The 16,848-nt window shown below is 66.2% G+C and carries 17 protein-coding genes; 8 read left to right on the top strand and 9 right to left on the bottom strand.

Annotated features, from left to right (window positions below; translation table 11 throughout):
- The first annotated feature begins 6 nt into the window (after nucleotides 1-6).
- Nucleotides 7-1,236: a cytochrome P450 gene (locus AB0876_RS14585; protein ID WP_526042264.1), complete on the top strand. Its 1,230-nt coding sequence runs from the start codon at nucleotides 7-9 to the stop codon at nucleotides 1,234-1,236.
- Nucleotides 1,237-1,312: 76 nt separating this feature from the next.
- On the opposite strand, the gene AB0876_RS14590 is transcribed toward AB0876_RS14585, so the two are convergent.
- Nucleotides 1,313-1,504 (bottom strand): ferredoxin, encoded by a 192-nt coding sequence (locus AB0876_RS14590; protein ID WP_526042265.1) that lies wholly within the window; start codon nucleotides 1,502-1,504, stop codon nucleotides 1,313-1,315.
- Nucleotides 1,505-1,513: 9 nt separating this feature from the next.
- Nucleotides 1,514-2,770, bottom strand: a complete 1,257-nt coding sequence (locus AB0876_RS14595) for a cytochrome P450 (protein ID WP_526042266.1) — start codon at nucleotides 2,768-2,770, stop codon at nucleotides 1,514-1,516.
- A gap of 88 nt (nucleotides 2,771-2,858) precedes the next feature.
- Between AB0876_RS14595 and AB0876_RS14600 the strand changes: the two genes are divergently transcribed.
- Both AB0876_RS14600 and AB0876_RS14605 read left to right on the top strand, forming a co-directional pair.
- Nucleotides 2,859-3,395, top strand: a complete 537-nt coding sequence (locus tag AB0876_RS14600; RefSeq protein ID WP_491838688.1) for a TetR/AcrR family transcriptional regulator — start codon at nucleotides 2,859-2,861, stop codon at nucleotides 3,393-3,395.
- Nucleotides 3,396-3,431: 36 nt separating this feature from the next.
- Nucleotides 3,432-5,645 (top strand): glycoside hydrolase family 3 C-terminal domain-containing protein, encoded by a 2,214-nt coding sequence (locus AB0876_RS14605; RefSeq protein ID WP_526042267.1) that lies wholly within the window; start codon nucleotides 3,432-3,434, stop codon nucleotides 5,643-5,645.
- Here AB0876_RS14605 and AB0876_RS14610 read toward each other — a convergent pair.
- Nucleotides 5,633-6,814 (bottom strand): CaiB/BaiF CoA transferase family protein, encoded by a 1,182-nt coding sequence (locus AB0876_RS14610; RefSeq protein ID WP_526042268.1) that lies wholly within the window; start codon nucleotides 6,812-6,814, stop codon nucleotides 5,633-5,635. The two genes, AB0876_RS14605 and AB0876_RS14610, sit on opposite strands and share 13 nt — an antisense overlap.
- Nucleotides 6,815-6,869: 55 nt before the next feature.
- On the opposite strand from AB0876_RS14610, the gene AB0876_RS14615 reads away from it, so the two are divergent.
- The 4 genes from AB0876_RS14615 to AB0876_RS14630 all read left to right on the top strand — a co-directional run bounded on the left by AB0876_RS14615 (nucleotide 6,870) and on the right by AB0876_RS14630 (nucleotide 10,686).
- A complete protein-coding gene (locus AB0876_RS14615; RefSeq protein ID WP_526042269.1) occupies nucleotides 6,870-8,009 on the top strand; it encodes a phosphotransferase in 1,140 nt (379 codons plus the stop codon).
- Between the two features lie 43 nt (nucleotides 8,010-8,052).
- The gene (locus AB0876_RS14620) at nucleotides 8,053-8,610 is read left to right on the top strand and encodes a TetR/AcrR family transcriptional regulator (protein ID WP_064886940.1); all 558 of its coding nucleotides are present in this window, start codon (nucleotides 8,053-8,055) and stop codon (nucleotides 8,608-8,610) included.
- Between the two features lie 178 nt (nucleotides 8,611-8,788).
- Nucleotides 8,789-10,273: an aldehyde dehydrogenase family protein gene (locus tag AB0876_RS14625; RefSeq protein ID WP_526042270.1), complete on the top strand. Its 1,485-nt coding sequence runs from the start codon at nucleotides 8,789-8,791 to the stop codon at nucleotides 10,271-10,273.
- Entirely contained in the window at nucleotides 10,273-10,686 is a 414-nt protein-coding gene (locus tag AB0876_RS14630) for a nuclear transport factor 2 family protein (protein WP_491838683.1), read from the top strand. Before AB0876_RS14625 ends, AB0876_RS14630 begins: the two co-directional genes overlap by 1 nt.
- An 82-nt stretch (nucleotides 10,687-10,768) precedes the next feature.
- Here the strand turns inward: AB0876_RS14630 and rlmN are convergent, their stop codons facing one another.
- Together rlmN and AB0876_RS14640 are read right to left on the bottom strand one after the other, a co-directional pair.
- Nucleotides 10,769-11,860 (bottom strand): dual-specificity RNA methyltransferase RlmN, encoded by a 1,092-nt coding sequence (gene rlmN / locus AB0876_RS14635; protein WP_491838682.1) that lies wholly within the window; start codon nucleotides 11,858-11,860, stop codon nucleotides 10,769-10,771.
- A 13-nt stretch (nucleotides 11,861-11,873) separates the two neighbouring features.
- Nucleotides 11,874-12,725, bottom strand: coding sequence for a LysR family transcriptional regulator (locus AB0876_RS14640; RefSeq protein WP_526042271.1), 852 nt, complete (start codon nucleotides 12,723-12,725; stop codon nucleotides 11,874-11,876).
- Between the two features lie 169 nt (nucleotides 12,726-12,894).
- Between AB0876_RS14640 and AB0876_RS14645 the strand changes: the two genes are divergently transcribed.
- The gene (locus AB0876_RS14645; RefSeq protein ID WP_491839327.1) at nucleotides 12,895-13,848 is read left to right on the top strand and encodes a DMT family transporter; all 954 of its coding nucleotides are present in this window, start codon (nucleotides 12,895-12,897) and stop codon (nucleotides 13,846-13,848) included.
- Here AB0876_RS14645 and AB0876_RS14650 read toward each other — a convergent pair.
- The 4 genes from AB0876_RS14650 to AB0876_RS14665 form a co-directional block, all read right to left on the bottom strand.
- Nucleotides 13,756-14,601, bottom strand: coding sequence for a phosphatidate cytidylyltransferase (locus AB0876_RS14650; RefSeq protein ID WP_055112953.1), 846 nt, complete (start codon nucleotides 14,599-14,601; stop codon nucleotides 13,756-13,758). The genes AB0876_RS14645 and AB0876_RS14650 overlap by 93 nt on opposite strands.
- Nucleotides 14,602-14,624: 23 nt before the next feature.
- Nucleotides 14,625-15,182 carry a ribosome recycling factor gene (gene frr / locus AB0876_RS14655; RefSeq protein WP_055112951.1) on the bottom strand — a complete coding sequence of 186 codons (558 nt, stop codon included), beginning with the start codon at nucleotides 15,180-15,182 and terminating at the stop codon, nucleotides 14,625-14,627.
- A 42-nt stretch (nucleotides 15,183-15,224) separates the two neighbouring features.
- Nucleotides 15,225-15,980, bottom strand: a complete 756-nt coding sequence (gene pyrH, locus AB0876_RS14660) for a UMP kinase (protein ID WP_055112949.1) — start codon at nucleotides 15,978-15,980, stop codon at nucleotides 15,225-15,227.
- Between the two features lie 146 nt (nucleotides 15,981-16,126).
- Nucleotides 16,127-16,819, bottom strand: a complete 693-nt coding sequence (locus AB0876_RS14665; protein WP_491838680.1) for a class I SAM-dependent methyltransferase — start codon at nucleotides 16,817-16,819, stop codon at nucleotides 16,127-16,129.
- Between the last annotated feature and the right edge of the window lie 29 nt (nucleotides 16,820-16,848).

The raw sequence follows: 16,848 nt of genomic DNA on the forward strand, positions 1-16,848 counted from the left end.
GTCAACATGGCAGCTATGGTCGCCACCCATTTTCCGCTGCTGTCGTTCGACACCACCGACCCGGCGTTCGTCGCCGGGCCGTGGGAGCGGTACCGCGAGATCCGGGATCTGGGCGGAGTCGTTTTCAACGAGCGGATCAACCGTTGGATGGTCGGCGAATTCGACCTGGTCAAGCAGATCCTCAGTGCACCTTCGCGGTTCAGCTCCGAACGCGGTCAGGTGGAGCACGCCGCGGTGTTCGGCGGGCCGACGATGGAGTTCTACGACGGTCCGCATCATGATCAGATCCGGTCGATCTGGTCTGGCGATTTCCGCCCCAGAACCTTGGCACGGCTACGCCCGGTGATCACCGAGATCGTCCGGGCCCGACTGGAGCCGGTCGCCGCCAGATTGCGTGACGGGGAAACCGTCGAGGTGGTCTCGGAGTTGACCCGTGGCATCCCGACGGAGGTGATCGCGCACATGCTCGGCGTGGAGCCGGAGATGGTCGGCCAGTTCACGGCGTGGAGCGACGCGATGGGTGCGTCCGCCGAGGGCTACAGCATGCCGGACGGACACGGCGCCGAGTTGATCGCGGCCGGGAAACACGCCACCGCCCAACTGAATTCCTACATTCGCAAGCAGTTGCCCCGCCGGTGCTGCCCCGCCGACGACAGCTGGGATCTGATCGGGACGATGGTCGCCCACGAGTACGCGTGTGAGCACATGACCGAGCAGGAGATCGTCGCCAGCAACACCCAATTGGTGTTCGCCGGCAACGAGACCACCGCCAAGCTGCTCGCTCAGATCGTCGCGACGCTGGCCACCCATCCGGATCAGCGCCGAGTCCTGCAGGCTGATCGCACGCTGGCGCTGGACGCGGTGGAAGAGGTGCACCGCCTGGAAACGGTGTCGCACTCCATCTTCCGCGATGTGGTCGGTGAGGGCGTGACCGTCGGTGATGTTGCCATGGCCGATGGTGAACGGATCACTCTGCTCCTGGGCGCGGCCAACCGCGATCCGCGACGCTGGGAGCGCCCGGACGACTTCGACGTCACCCGGCGCAAGTTGTCGCATCTGGGCTTCGCGTTCGGTCTGCACAGTTGTCTCGGGATGAACCTGGCCCGCCTTGAGGCCCAGATCTTCCTCGAAGAACTGATCGACACCGTAGGCGACTGGCAGCTGGCCGGTCCGCTGGACTACGGCACCAACTACACGGTGCGCGGGCCGAGCCGGGTCCTTGTGTCGCTGGGCTGACGCTTCAGTCGCCCAATGGCCGGTTATGACACGAATTCCGGGAAATCGCGTGGCATAACTGGTCGCTCGACGTGATTCAGCCCTGCATCCGCAACGCCCCGGCCGGGCACTGAGTCACGGCCTGCTGCAACCGTTCCCGGTCACTGTCGGGGTGATCGTCGCCGTGGATGTGCACCATGCCCTCATCGGAGACCTCGAACACGTCCTCGGCGATCGATTCGCAGATGCCGTGTCCGGTGCACTTGCCCAGATCGACTTCGACGCGCACGGTCGCGACCTACGCGATGTGCGCGGGCACGCGCTTGATGCCGTGCACGAAGCTGCTGTACAGCAGTTCGGGCTCACCGAACTCGATGGTCTTGAGCCGAGTCAGCAACTCACGGAACAGATGTCGCAGCTCGGTCTTGGCCAGCTGGTTACCCAGGCAGAAGTGCGGACCGCCACCGCCGAAACCGACCTGCGGGTTGGGCGAACGACTGAGGTCGAAACGGCCGGGCTCGGTGAACACCGACTCGTCCCGGTTGCCCGAACAGTAGAACAGGCCCACCTTGTCGCCGGCCCTGATCTGCTGACCGGCCAGCTCGACGTCCTCGGTGGCATGCCGCGCGAACTGGATCACCGGGGTGGCCCACCGCACGAATTCCTCGGTGGCCAGACCGATCCGGTTGTCGAAATCCTCCAGCAGCCAATCCTTCTGGTCAGCGTTGGCAGCCAGTGCCATCATCGCGTGGGTGGTGGTCTGCTTGGTGGTGTCGTTGCCGGCCGAGGCCAGCAGGATCAGAAAGGCCCCGATTTCCTCGTCGGTGAGCCGGTGGCCGTCGACCTCGGCGTTGACGATGCTGGTCATCAGGTCGTCACCGGGGTTGGCCCGCCGGAATTTGGCCAGCTCGACCCCGGTGTTCGAGATCAGCATGATCTCGTTGATGGTGGCCATCGCCCGCTCCTCGAGTGACGAGTACTCGTCGTCGCTCATGCTGAAGAGCTTTTCGGCCGCCTTGGCCAGTGCAGGCTGATCGGCGGTGGGCACACCGAGCATGTCGGAGATCGTCCGCATCGGAAGCTGCGCAGAGCAGGCCTCGACGAAATCGACGTCGCCGGCACCGATCAGGTCGTCGACGACGGCAACCGCGTTGCGGTGAATCTGCTCCTCGATCTTGCGCACGTTCCGCGGGGTGAACGCCGAACTGATCAGGCGGCGATAGGTGGTGTGCTCGGGCGGATCCATCATGAGGAAGAACGTGGCGAACTTCTGCACGTCGGCCGGCATCGGATCCAGCGCCACACCCTTGGTCGAGGTGAACAACTCTGGGTGTTGGCTCACGAACTGAATGTCGGCGCGGCGGGTGATCGCCCAGAAACCCGGCTCTTCGACGTCGAAGAGTGTCGACAGCGGCTCATGCCAGCTCAGGCCCTCACCGGCCCGCAACCGAGCGAAAGTCTCGTCGCGCTCCGCGAACGGCCGGCTCCAGAAGTCGTGCGACGTGATGTCGAATGGGCTGTATTCGCGTGCCTGCGGTGAGCTGGCAACTGTCACGGTATTCCCTCCCTGCACAGGCGTTCGACCACGGTGTCGCGCCACGAATTAGCGTGACAGTTCGTCGATAGTTTGTAAAGCTGTGGGCATGGCGGAAATAGCGTCTGTCGACGACGAGAGCAGTACCCGCGGGCGGATCCTGGCCGCCACCGCCGAGGTGCTCGGGGCCAACGGGATGACCAAACTCAGCCTGTCCGAGGTGGCGGTGCAGGCCGGGGTGTCCCGACCTACGCTCTACCGCTGGTTCGCCTCCAAGCAGGAGCTGCTCGACGCGTTCGTCGTATGGGAGCGCAGGTACTACGAACAGGCGGTGGCAGAGGCCTCCGCCGATCTGCCCGAGGGGGAGCACCTGGATGCCGCCCTGCGCACAGTGGTCGAGTACCAGCAGTCCTACCCGGGCCTGCGCATGGTCGATATCGAGCCCGAACATGTCATCAAACGCCTCACGCAGGTCATCCCGCTGATGCGGGAGCGCCTCCAGCGGCTGACCACCGGGCCCGACGCCGACATCGCCGCGGCCACCGCGGTGCGGGTGGCGGTCTGCCACTACCTGGTCCGCAGCGATGACGCCGACGACTTCCTCGCACAGCTCCGCCATGCCGCAGGCGTCCGAAACCCGCATTGACCTGGGCAAGCCGAGCCCAGCGCTACGCTGGCGGCGGTGACCGACTCCACTGATGCCATCGCCGGGCTCGACCTGACCGACCAGGCTGCGCTGGGCAGCGGCGCGAGCTTCTGGACCACCAAACCGATCGGCTCGGTGCCGGCCATCATGCTCACCGACGGACCGCACGGCGTCCGTCGTCAATCCGGTAGTGCAGCAGATCATCTGGGCATCTCCGGCAGTGAGCCGGCGACCTGTTTCCCGCCCGCGGTCGGGCTCAGCCAGACCTGGGATCCCGAGTTGGTGGAACGGATCGGTCAGGCTCTCGGCGACGAAAGCCGTACGCTGGGCGTACACGTGTTGCTCGGCCCCGGAGTCAACATCAAGCGCGACCCACGGTGCGGGCGCAACTTCGAGTACTACTCCGAAGACCCGCTCCTGTCCGGCACGCTCGGGGCGGCCTGGGTGCGGGGCGTGCAGAGCCGTGGTGTCGGCGCATCGCTCAAACACTTCGCGGCCAACAACGCCGAGCACGATCGCATGCGGGCCAGCTCCGACGTCGATGTCCGCACATTGCGTGAGATCTACCTGAGGACGTTCGAGATCGTGGTGCGCCAGGCCCGGCCTTGGACCGTGATGTGTTCCTACAACCGGATCAACGGCGTCTATGCCTCGGAGAACACCTGGCTGCTGACCACCGTGCTGCGCGACGAATGGGGTTTCGACGGCGTAGTGGTCAGCGACTGGGGCGCGGTGGCCGACCGGGTCGCGGCGGTGGCCGCCGGCCTGGATCTGGAGATGCCGACGACCGGTGGCAGCTCCGATACCGAGGTGGTGCGCGCGGTCGGTGCCGGCGAGTTGGACGCGGCCGCCGTCGCACAGGCCGCCGCACGGGTGGCCGACCTGTCACGCCGCGTCGCCCAGACACCCACCACTGCAGCATCATTCGATATCGACGCCCACCACGAGCTGGCCCGTGAGGCGGCCACCCGCGCCATCGTGTTGTTGAAGAACGACGACGATCTGCTGCCGCTGGCGCCGTCAACCCTTGCAGTGATCGGCGGGTTCGCTCAGGAGCCCAGATATCAGGGCGGCGGCAGTTCCCATGTGAACCCGACCCGCGTCGACATTCCGTTGGACGAGATCCGCAGGCTCGCGGGCGGCCATCCGGTCAGCTACTCCCCCGGAACCGACGTTGCGGCTGCGGCCGCGGCCGCTGAATCTGCGGAAACCGCAATCGTATTCCTCGGCCTCACCGCCGAAGAGGAATCCGAGGGTTACGACCGCGAGCACATTGATCTGCCGGCGGAACAACTCGACCTGTTGCGTGCCGTCGTCGAGGTCCAACCGCGCACGGTGGTGGTGCTGGCCCACGGTGGCGTGGTGCGCCTCGACACCGTCGCCGATCTGGCCCCCGCGGTCATGGACGGGGCGCTGCTCGGGCAGGCCGGCGGCGGCGCGCTCGCCGATGTGCTGTTCGGCGTCGCGAACCCCTCGGGCCGGTTGGCCGAGACGGTGCCGCTGCGACTGCAGGATTCCCCGGCCTATCTCAACTTTCCGTCCGAATCGGGCCACACCGTCTACGGGGAGCGGATGTTCGTCGGCTACCGCTGGTATGACACCCGGGCACTACCGGTGGCATTCCCGTTCGGCCACGGCTTGTCCTACACCCGGTTCACGTACTCGGATCTCGAGCTGGAGGCCACCGGTGACGGTGTGACCGTGCGCGTGACGGTCACCAACACCGGAGACCGACCGGGCCGGGACGTGGTGCAGGCTTACGCCGGGCTACCCGGCTCCCGCGTCGGCAGGCCGGTGCGTTGGCTGGCCGGATTCGCTTCGGTCACCCTCGAACCAGGACGCCGACAGACCGTCGAAATCACCATCGACCGAACCGATCTCGCGTACTGGAGCACCGATGCCGCACGCTGGGTCGTGGAACCCGGCAGGTACGAGGTGTCGGTGGGGGCATCGAGCCGGGACATCCGGCTGAGCGCGACGGTGACCGTCGCCGGCGACGAGCCGACGCGGCCGTTCACCCGGGAATCGACGCTGGGCGAACTGCTCGCCGACCCCTCGGCAGCGCAGACCATCCTGACGGTGCTGGGTAGTGCATCGCCGTTCGGAGCCGCCGATTCCGCACTCGGCAGCGACCTGCTGCGGATGCTGGAATCAGTGCCGATCGGGCGGATGGTCGGGTTTTCGGCGGGCAAGGTCACCCACGAGCAGCTCGATGAACTGCTCGCGGGCATCAACGCTCACCGATCCTGACCGTCCCGTAGCTCATCCAGGATCTCGTCGGTGTGCGCACCGAGAGTCGGGGCAACCATGCGCGGCTGCCACGGCGTGGCCGAGAAGTCGGCCGGACTTGCCACCATCGGCACAGTCGAAATGCCATCGGGCACTTCGACAATGCCGCCGGCGGCGTGGAACTGCTCGTCGGCGATGACGTCGTCCAGGCTGTTGATCGGCGACCAGAAAAAGTCGGGCTCGCCATCGAAGAGCGGGGTCCAGTGGTCCATCGGATGAGCCGCGAAGATCACGTCCAACTCCGCGATCAATTCGCGGGCGTTGAGGTACCGATCGCGCGCCGTGGCGAACCGGGTGTCGGTCAACCAGTCATCACGGGCCACCACCCGGCACAGCGCGGGCCAGTGCCGGTCCCCCTGCAGTCCGACGATCCAGAACCGCTTGCCGTCGCCGGCGGTGTAGTTGTTCATGCTCGGGTTGGCCATTGCCTCGCGTTGGCCGATCGCGATCTGCTCACCGCTCATCAGGACGGTGTTGAGATCGAAGCTGACGGTGTAGGCACCCTGCCGGTACAGCGAGGTGCTGACCAATTGTCCTGTTCCCGTGCGGTTTCGGGCGAGCAGCGCGGCGCACACCGCGGCCGCCAGTGTCATGCCCGCGGAGTGGTCCCCCATGCCGCCGCGCTGGAACGGCGGAGTGTCGCCCGGGCGGGTGAGCAGATCGGCCAGACCGGCGCGAGCCCAGAACGCGGCGACGTCGTAGGCCGCCCGGTCCGCCTCCGGCCCGGTCAGGCCATAGCCGGTGACCAACCCGTACACCAGACGTGGATTGCGTGCGGCGACGGTCTCGAAGTCGAGTTCGAGCCGACGCAATGCAGCCGGGCGCACATTTGTCAGGAAAACGTCTGCGGTAGACAGCAATTCCTTCGCGGTATCACGCCCCTCAGTGGTGGCGAGGTCGAGGACGATGCTGCGCTTGGATCGGTTGTCCATCTCGAAGGGTGGGTTGGCCGCCACGCCGAGGTCCGGATCGAGGCCGAGCATCCGACCGAAGGTTCGCGCCGGATCACCCGAGGGCGGTTCGATCTTGATGACGTCGGCGCCCCAGTCGGCGAGGATCGCTCCGGCTGCGGGCGCGGCTACCCACACGCCCAACTCGATGACCCGAAAACCCTCCATCGGACCCGCCATCAACGCTCCTTCCGAAAGTGCTTTACAATCTGACTGAGATTTGTAAACTTGGCCAATGCTTACACCGGCCCGCCGCCTCGTCCCTGTCGCCGGCTTGGCCGCACACATCGGCCATGGCGTGCAACGTATCGCAACCGACGCGGCCATCAGCCGAATGCGTGCGATGCCCCGGCACATCGGCGACCTCGATCCGGCCTACCTGTCACAGATCACCGGGCACAGGATCGAATCGGTATCGGTCATCGGCGGCGACGCCGGGACGTCGTCGCGCGCCCGCCTCGCACTGACAGGACCCGGGGCGCCCGAATCGGTGTTCGTCAAGATGCCCGCCGAGACCGCGGCCACCCGGATGATGGGCGAGCTCGGCCGGCTGGGGCACACCGAGGTGCGCTTCTACCAACAACTGGCCGACGGCCTGCCGGGGGTTCCCCGCTCCTACGGCGCCGCCTTCGATGCCCTGACCGGTCGGTACGTGCTGGTATTGGAAGACCTGACGCTGAACCCGTGCGAGTTCACCGACACCCTCCATCCACTGGACAAGGACCGCGCCGCACAGACCGTCGAGCTTCTGGCCCGGGTCCACGCCGCGTTCTGGGGACGGCTGCCGGCCCGAAGCGGCACCGGGCCGCTGGGCTGGCTGTATTCCGCGTCCGGCGACCACACCTCGCTGATGACCGGTTCCCTGCTCAAGCTGTCGACGAAACGACTGGCCGAGAACACCGACATCCCGGTGGCCGACGGCCGGTTCATCGACGAGAACTACCGCGCAGCGGCCCAACTACTGGACCGGCCACCGCACACCGTCATGCACGGTGACGCGCACCCGGGCAACCTGTTCTTCCGCAACGGCGCGGCGGGCCTGCTCGACTGGCAGGCCGTACGCCGCGGCCACCCGGGCCGCGAGCTGGCCTACACCCTGGTCACCTGCATGACCACGGCCGACCGGCAAGCTGCCGAACGCGACCTGCTCGACGAGTACCGAAGCGCACTCGCCGCGGCGGGCGGCCCGACACTGGGTCATGACGACCTGTGGGAGCGCTACCGCCTCGGTGCGATCTACGCCTATGCCGCACCGGTCATCACCGCCGGACTCGGCGGTATGCAGGACGAAGGTATTGCAATCGAAGGAGCCAGACGGGGCGTGGCAGCCTTGGCTGACCTCGAGACTGTGGCAATACTCAAGAAGTTGCTGTGATGGTCCTACCATTTGGTGAACCACGAACAACCAAGGCCTGGACGTGAATGAACCTCTACCCGCACAGCGGGACGCATCAGTCGAAGACACCTCGACGCGCCACCGAATCCTGGTCGCGACCGCCGAGGTGCTGGCCCGCAGCGGTCAGACCAAACTGAGTCTGTCCGAGGTGGCGCTGCAGGCGGGCGTTTCCCGGCCCACGTTGTACCGCTGGTTCGCCGACAAACAGGAGCTCCTCGACGCGTTCGGTACCTACGAGCGCGAGATGTTCGACCATGGCATCAGCCGCGCGACCGTAGGCCTGCGCGGCAACGAGAAGCTTGACGCTGCACTGCGTTTCATCGTGCAGTATCAGCAGTCATATTCGGGGGTCCGGCTGGTCGACATCGAGCCGGAAGTCGTGATCGCCCAACTGGCCAACGTCATCCCCCTCATGCGCGCACGGTTGCTCAAGCTGCTGTCGGGCGCCAATGCCCCGGTCAAGGCGGCCACCGCGATCCGGGTCGCGGTCTCGCACTACATCGTGCGCAGCGATGACGGCGACCAGTTCCTCGCGCAACTGCGTCATGCCGTGGGCCTCAAACAGCCCGACTCGAACTGAGAACTCCAGCCTCGGCGCTACTCGTTTCTGCACCCCTTTCCGTCACGCCGGCGTGACGCTCGGCACCGACTGCCACTCTGGCGCGACATTCAAGTCTCTACGATTGCAGAGACTCTCCGATCGGTCAATCCTCGTTTTGAGGGGTGACACGACACGCAATTTTTGTAAAGCTATCGGCATGACTCAGGTGCAGAGCGACACCGGCGTGCTCGCCGGGGATGAGCGGATGCTCATCGACGGGGAACTCCAATACACCAGCAGCGGCGCAAAGTTCGACGTCGTGCACCCCGCCAGCGAGCAGGTGGCGGGCCAGGCCACCGACGGCACGGTGGCCGACATCGAGCGTGCCGTCGGTGCCGCGCGACGCGCCTTCGACGAAACCGACTGGAGCCGCGACGTCGAGTTCCGCTACCACTGCCTGATGCAGCTGCACGACGCGCTGGACGCCGAGAAGGAGCGGCTGCGCCGGATTCTGGTGACCGAGGTGGGCTGTCCGGTGACCGTCACCGGCTCCCAGATCGAAGATCCGATCGGCGAGGTCAAGCACTGGGCCGAGCACGGCAGGAATTTCGAGTACGTGGTCGACAACGGCGTCCACCAAACCCAGCTCGGGCCGGCGCGACGCAAGATCGCCTATGAACCGGTCGGTGTGGTCGGCGCCATCACGCCGTGGAATGTGCCGTTCTACCTCAACGTCGCCGAGACCGTTCCGGCGTTGATGGCCGGCAACACGGTGGTGCTCAAGCCCGCGCAGCTCACCCCCTGGTCAGGCACCGAGTTGGGCCGCATCGTGGCCGAGCACACCGACATCCCGGCCGGCGTGTTCAACGTCGTCGTCTCGAACGCCAACGAGGTCGGCGCCGCACTGTCGGCGGATCCGCGGGTCGACATGATCACCTTCACCGGTTCGACCGCAACCGGACGCGCCATCTTGGCCGCCGGGGCGTCGACGGTCAAGAAGACGATGCTCGAGCTGGGCGGCAAGTCCGCGCATATCGTGCTCGACGATGCCGACTTCAACTCGGCACTGCCCATCGCGGCGATGATGGCCTGCGTCATGAGCGGGCAGTCCTGCATCCTGCCCAGCCGAATCCTGCTCCCCCGCAGCCGTTACGACGAAGGCGTCGAGCTCCTCAAGGGCGCGATGGAGAATTTCCCGGTCGGCGACCCGTGGACCCCGGGCATCATGCAGGGTCCGCAGATCAGCACGACCCAGCGCGAAAAGGTGCTCGGGCTCATCAAATCGGGCATCGATTCGGGCGCCCGGCTGGTCACCGGCGGCGGTGTGCCGGAGAACCTGCCCACGGGTTACTACACTCAGCCGACGCTGCTCGCCGACGTCGACCCCGATTCGCAGGTCGCCCAGGAGGAGATCTTCGGACCCGTGCTGACGGTCACCCCGTATGACTCCGACGACGAAGCGGTCGCCATCGCCAACAACTCCATTTACGGCCTGTCCGGGGAGGTTTCGTCCGGCGACGTCGACCGGGCCTTCGCCGTCGCGCGCCGCATCCGAACCGGCAACGTCACCATCAACAGCCGCAGCCACTTCGGTATCAACAGCCCGTTCGGCGGTTCTAAGCAGAGCGGTCTGGGCCGGCGCAACGGCGAGGAAGGTTTCAAGGAGTACTTCGAATCCAAGACCATCGGGATGCCCGAATAGTGAGCGAGCATTCCGACATCTCGGCCCTGCTGTACCGCTACGCGCGGGCGGTCGATTCCAAGGACTGGGAGCTGTACCGGTCGGTGTTCACCGAGGACGCCCACATCGACTACTCGTCGGCGAGCGCCATCGTGGGCAGCCGCGATGAGGTGGTCGACTGGTTCGCCGCCAATTTCGGGGTGATCCCGTGGAGCATGCACTACATCACCAACATCGAGATTCTCGACGGCGACGGCGACGGCGACACCGCGACGGTGCGGGCGATGTTCTACAACCCCATGCAGTTGCCCGGGATGGCCGAGATGAGCGCATGCGGCGGGTACTACCACCACGAGTTGGTGCGTACCCCCGACGGTTGGCGTAGTCGCAGCCTGCGCGAGGAGAATCTCTGGTTCACCAACGCGCCGGGCTAGCACTGCCGGTCACGTTGACATTGAATCTACGCAGACGTCTACTCGATCTTTTGCGACCTCAGTTCAAAGTCGACGCCGCGACTCAGCCCTCGGCGGCCAACTGGCCACAGGCCGCGGCGATCTCACGCCCTCGGGTGTCGCGCACGGTGCACGAGACTCCCTTGGCCTGAACGCGTTTGACGAACTCCCGCTCCACTGGTTTGGGACTGGCGTCCCATTCACTGCCCGGCGTCGGGTTGAGCGGAATGAGGTTGACGTGCACCAGCTGCCCCAGCTTGCTGCGCAGCTTCTTGCCGAGAAGATCTGCGCGCCAGGGCTGATCGTTGACATCACGGATCAGCGCGTACTCGATGGACACCCGCCGGCCGGTGACGTCAGCGTAGTACCGGGAGGCATCGAGAACCTCGTCGACGCTCCACCGGTTGTTGACCGGCACCAGCGTGTCGCGTAGTTCGTCGTCGGGGGTGTGCAGGGAAACAGCCAGGGTGACGCCGAGGCGCTCATCGGCCAATTTGCGAATGGCTGGGGCCAGCCCGACCGTCGACACCGTCACCGAGCGGGCGCTGATCCCGAAACCGTTCGGCGGCGGGGCGATGATGCGCTTGACGGCCGCCAGCACCCGGTTGTAGTTGGCCAGCGGCTCACCCATACCCATGAAGACGATGTTGGACAGCCGCCCGTCATGCTCGGACCGCATCGCCGACGACGCCGCCCGAACCTGTTCGAGAATCTCGGCGGTGGACAGATTGCGCATCAGGCCGCCCTGGCCGGTGGCACAGAACGGGCAAGCCATACCGCAGCCGGCCTGCGAGGAGATGCACACCGTGTTGCGCTGCGGGTAGCGCATCAGCACCGACTCGAAGGTCGTGCCGTCACCCGCACGCCACAGCGTCTTGCGGGTCTCCCCCGCGTCGCACTGGACCTGCTTCACCGGGTCGATCAGCGTCGGGAACAGCGCCTCGGCCACCTGATCTCGCACCGCGGTAGGTAGATCGGTCATCTGCTTCGGGTCGGCGATCAGGCGGCCGTAGTACTGGTTGGCCAGCTGTTTGGCCCGGAATTTCGGCAGACCCAGCTCGGTGACGGCAGCGGCGCGGCCGTCCTCGTCGAGGTCGGCAAGGTGGCGCGGCGGCATACCGCGTCGCGGGGCTTCGAAGACCAGTTCCTGCTTCATGTCTTTTCCAGTATCAGGCTTGTTCGGTGAGAACATCGTGAACAGTGCGCTCAACGGTGTTCAGGACATCGTTGTCCACCCCGGGACGGCCGCGGACGAAGACCGATGCGCGGCTGGCCGGGGCCAGCCCTTCGGCCAGACACAGCCCGTCGGGCAGTCGGCCGATCATCGGCAGCAGGGCCACCCCGAGACCAGAGCGCACCGCTGCGAACAGGCCGGACAGGTTGGCGGATTCGGCGGCGATGCGGTAGTCGGTCCCGCTTCGGTCGAGGGTGGCAAAGGTGGGTTCGCGCAATGTGCACGGTTCGGAGAACATCACCACCGGCAACGGCTGGTTCACCGCAGTGCTGAAGCCGCGGCCCGAAACCCACTTCAGTGCAAGCGTTCCGGACGCGTGCGCGGGATCCATGCCGGACCCGTCGAGCATCACCGCAAGATCGACCAGACCGTGTTCGACGGCGTCGGCGAGCGTGACATTGCGGTCGAGACGAAACCGCAGCCGCCAGTTGGGCAACCGCTCGCCCAGCGCCGCCGTGAGGGCGGGCAACATGACATCGGCGCCGTGCTCGGTGGCACCGATCAGCAGCACCTGCTCCTCGGCTGCACCGAGATCGGTCAGCGCCGCGTCGTGGGCGGCGAGGATGCCCCGGGCGTGCCCGAGTACCCGGTGGCCCAGTTCGGTGAAGGCGACACCGCGACCGGACCGTTCGACGACGGGGCCACCCACGACGGCCTCGATCCGCCGCATGTGCTGGCTGACCGCCGACTGCGTCATGTGCAACACCGCGGCGGCGCGGTGAAACCCGCCACAGTCCGCCACCGCCACCAGGCTGCGCAGCGGCGCGATGTCCAGCACCTGACCCATGCGATCAAGGTACTCCGATCAGTACTTACGATCAAAGACCTGGCATTTCTCGACATACACCAAGTTATTCCACCAGATTGATTAGCGTCGATGATCGATCGTGATTGCCGATAATCGTTGGACCGCGCGTACCAGGCTCGCTCACGATGGGGGCATGCCGCCCACTCCGATGCCGATGCGCACGGCGACAACCGTGACGTTCTTCTACGCCCTGGGTTATCCGATCGGGAACCTGGCGGTGCACGCCGTCTCCCCGATGGCGGTACTGGCTGTTCGTTTCGGGGCGGCGGGGCTGATCCTCGGCACCTGGGCCGGACTGGCCCGGGTGGGCTTCCCCACCGGCCGGAAGCTGCTCCACGTCGCGGTGGCGGGTCTGCTCATGCAGGCCGTGCAGTTCTGCGCGCTCTACGTTGCGATTCAGCAGGGCGCGCCCGCAGTGCTCTGCGCGGTGGTCATCGCGATGAACCCGGTGGCGACGGCGCTGCTCGCGGCGGTGTTCCTACGTGACCGGTTGACACCACGCCGGATCGTCGCGTTGGTGCTCGGTATCGCCGCAGTGGTGGCGGCCTGCGCGACGCGACTGGCCACCTCAGGTGGTATCGACCCGGTGGTCGGATTGCTGCTGGTGGCACTGCTCGGGCTGGCGGCGGGTGGGGTCTATCAACAGCGGTTCTGCTCTGACGTCGACTTCCGGGCCTCGACCTCTGTGCAGAACGCCGTCGCGTTCCTGCCCGCCTTGGCGCTCACGCTCAGCGCGCCGGTCGAGGTGCATGACGCGACCAGGGCCGCGCTGGCGGTGGCCGGTGTGGTGCTGCTCAACGCCGTGCTCGGGGTGTCGCTGTATGTGCGGGCCATCAACCTGCACGGAGCCTCGGCGGTCGCGATGCTGTTCTGCGTGATCCCCGCGGTCGCCGGGGTGTTGTCCTGGCTGATGCTCGGCGAGCGGGTGAACATCGGCATCGCCGCCGGGCTGGTCCTCGGTGCGATCGCGTGCTGGCTGAACGCGTCTGCCACGCGCAGCGAACGCGGTCTACGCGAGGAGCGTGAGCACGATCCAGCCGACGACGGCGGACGGCAACATCGCGTCGATGCGGTCCATGATGCCGCCGTGGCCCGGCAGTAGCGTGCCCATGTCCTTGATGCCGAGATCGCGTTTGACCTGCGATTCGACGAGGTCCCCGAGCACACCGGTGATCACCAGCAACAGGCCGAGCGGTACGCCCACCCAGGCTGGCTTGTCCAACAGGAACGCCACGGACAGCACCGCTGCGGTGACACCGAACAGCAGCGATCCGCCCAGACCTTCCCAGGACTTCTTCGGGCTGATCGCCGGTGCCAGGAGATGCTTACCGAACAGGACGCCCGCGACGTAGCCACCGATGTCGGCGAAGACGACCGTCACGATGATGGTGAAAACCCGGGCTCCGCCGTGGTCGGCAAAGATGAGCAGGGCGGTGAAGGCGGCGAACAACGGCACCCAGGTGGCGAGCAGAACCGTCGCGGCGATATCGCGCAGGTAATTGACCGGCTGCTGGTCGAGACCCTGACCGACCAGACGCCAGACCATGCAGACGACGATCGTGCCGCCGTAGGCGCCAAGCAGACCGGCGGCCCCGAACGGCCAGGTCAGCCAGATCATCGCCTGGCCACCCAAGAGCAGCGGGACGGCGGGCAATGCGTAGCCGTGCTCGCGCATCCGCCGGATCACCTCATGGGTGGCGATGGCGATGGCGACTGCCAACAGCGGCAGCCACCAGATGGGCGCAAAGAGCAGGGTGCCTATCGCGAGGGCGCCGAGGACCACGCCGACGGTGATGGCGGCCGGCAGGTCACGGCCGGCGCGCGAGGTCTTCTGCGGTGGCTCGGTCTGTGCCACGGGACTGGGGTGCTGAAGGTCGCCTAGACCTCCAGCAACTCGCCTTCCTTGTGCTTGACCAACTCGTCGATCTGACTGGTGTAGGTGTGGGTGGATTTGTCGAGGTCCTTTTCCGCGCGTCCGACCTCGTCCTCGCCGGCCTCGCCGTCCTTCTTGATCCGGCTGAGCTCTTCCATCGCCTTACGACGAATGTTGCGCACCGACACCTTGGCGTCCTCGCCCTTGGACTTTGCCTGCTTGACCAGCTCGCGGCGGCGCTCCTCGGTGAGCTGCGGGATGGAGATCCGGATGATGTTGCCGTCGTTGGTCGGATTGACCCCGAGATCGGAGTTGCGGATCGCGTCCTCGATCGGCCGGAGCTGAGCGGCCTCGTAGGGCTTGATGACGACGAGCCGCGCCTCGGGGACGTTGATGCTCGCCATCTGCGTGATCGGTGTCATCGACCCGTAGTACTCGATGTTGATCCGGGAAAACATGCCCGGATTGGCCCGGCCGGTCCGGATCGTGGCCAGGTCGTCACGGGCCACACTCACGGCCTTTTCCATCTTCTCTTCGGCGTCGAAGAGAGTTTCGTCGATCACTTCGGGTTCTCCATCGATCTTGCTCCTCGCGTGCGCGGCAGGTCAGGTGGTGGTGGTGACCAGTGTTCCGATCTTCTCACCCGCCACGGCACGGGCGATATTGCCTTCGGTGAGCAGGTTGAACACCAGCATCGGCATGCGGTTGTCCATGCACAAACTGAAGGCAGTGGCATCGGCGACCCGCAGGCCACGGTCGATGACATCACGATGGCTGACTTCGGTGAGCAACTCGGCGTTCAGGTCTTCGCGTGGGTCGGCGGTGTAGACGCCGTCGACAGCCTTGGCCATCAGCACCACGTCGGCCCCGATCTCGAGAGCCCGCTGCGCGGCCGTCGTGTCGGTGGAGAAGTACGGAAGGCCCATGCCGGCTCCGAAGATGACGACGCGACCCTTTTCCAGGTGTCGCACGGCCCGCAACGGGATGTACGGCTCGGCGACCTGCCCCATCGTGATGGCGGTCTGCACGCGGGTGTCGATGCCCTCTTTCTCCAGGAAGTCCTGCAGCGCAAGGCTGTTCATCACCGTGCCGAGCATGCCCATGTAGTCGCTGCGGGTGCGTTCCATCCCGCGCTGCTGCAATTGGGCGCCGCGGAAGAAGTTGCCGCCACCGATCACGACCGCGACCTGGACTCCGCTGCGCACCACTGCGGCGATCTGGCGGGCCACCTGGTGCACGACGTCGGGGTCGAGGCCGACCTGGCCGCCGCCGAACATCTCTCCGCCGAGTTTCAGCAGAACCCTTTTGTAGAAGGGACGAATGGGTGCTGCGCCCTCGCCGGCGACATTCGGATCCGCCATCGGTCTCCTCGGCACTCCTCGCATGTAGAGAGCCACCCGGGTTACCCCTGGACGGCCTCTCCATCCTGCCCTATGGCGGGCGGCGCACCTAGTGGGGGGAGCCTTCGCGGACCGAGTGTCGCCGGCGGGCGCAGGTCAACCGGCGCCTACCCCAGGTGCGCCTGAAGCAGCCAGGCGGCCATCGACTTACGGTCCTTGCCCTCGTCACGGAGGTCCATTCGGGCGAAATCGGCGAAGTTGGCGAATTCCGCCGGCACGTGCGCGTGGATGCGAGCCGGTCGCACGTCGTCGATCACCCAGTACTTGCCGACGACCTCACGCAATTCGTCCTCGCTGACCGGATTGGCCGGTCCGGAATCGCCCATCGTCCCCTTGTCGAACACCAGCACGAAGTAGGAGGCGCCGGGAGCGGCGGCCCGCACGATCGACTGCTGGTAGCCGTCCCGCAGTTCCACGGGCATGGAGTGGAACAGCGTGCTGTCGACGATCGTGCCGAAACGGCCGTCGTAGCCGGTGAAGGCACTGATATCGGCCACTTCGAAGCTCGCGTTGGCGAGCCCGCGCTTGGCGGCCTCGGCCCTGGCCAACTCGATGGCGGTGGCCGACTGATCCAGCCCGACCGTGGTGAATCCGCGCTCGGCCAGGTCGAGCGCGGTGGCCGCCTCACCGCAGCCGGCGTCGAGCACCTCACCGTGGAACTTGCCCTCGGCGATCAGGGCCGCGATCTCGGGCTGCGGTTCGCCGATGCTCCACGGCGGGCGTACCCCAGCGAACTCCGGAGCCTCACCGCGGTAAGCGGATTCGAACATTGCATCTGACATTTCGCTTGGCGTGGTCATACGTCCGGTATATCAACCTAGTTGATATG

Source organism: Mycobacterium sp. NPDC049093 (assembly GCF_040704635.1).
Taxonomy (GTDB): Bacteria; Actinomycetota; Actinomycetes; order Mycobacteriales; family Mycobacteriaceae; genus Mycobacterium.

Coding starts and splice junctions, on each gene's coding strand:
- rlmN (WP_491838682.1), bottom strand. CDS start 11,860: ATGAAGCAGGAACTGGTCTTCGAAGCCCCGCGACGCGGTATGCCGCCG.
- AB0876_RS14625 (WP_526042270.1), top strand. CDS start 8,789: ATGACTCAGGTGCAGAGCGACACCGGCGTGCTCGCCGGGGATGAGCGG.
- AB0876_RS14665 (WP_491838680.1), bottom strand. CDS start 16,819: ATGACCACGCCAAGCGAAATGTCAGATGCAATGTTCGAATCCGCTTAC.
- AB0876_RS14610 (WP_526042268.1), bottom strand. CDS start 6,814: ATGGCGGGTCCGATGGAGGGTTTTCGGGTCATCGAGTTGGGCGTGTGG.
- AB0876_RS14585 (WP_526042264.1), top strand. CDS start 7: ATGGCAGCTATGGTCGCCACCCATTTTCCGCTGCTGTCGTTCGACACC.
- AB0876_RS14600 (WP_491838688.1), top strand. CDS start 2,859: ATGGCGGAAATAGCGTCTGTCGACGACGAGAGCAGTACCCGCGGGCGG.
- AB0876_RS14645 (WP_491839327.1), top strand. CDS start 12,895: ATGCCGATGCGCACGGCGACAACCGTGACGTTCTTCTACGCCCTGGGT.
- pyrH (WP_055112949.1), bottom strand. CDS start 15,980: ATGGCGGATCCGAATGTCGCCGGCGAGGGCGCAGCACCCATTCGTCCC.
- AB0876_RS14615 (WP_526042269.1), top strand. CDS start 6,870: ATGCTTACACCGGCCCGCCGCCTCGTCCCTGTCGCCGGCTTGGCCGCA.
- AB0876_RS14640 (WP_526042271.1), bottom strand. CDS start 12,725: ATGGGTCAGGTGCTGGACATCGCGCCGCTGCGCAGCCTGGTGGCGGTG.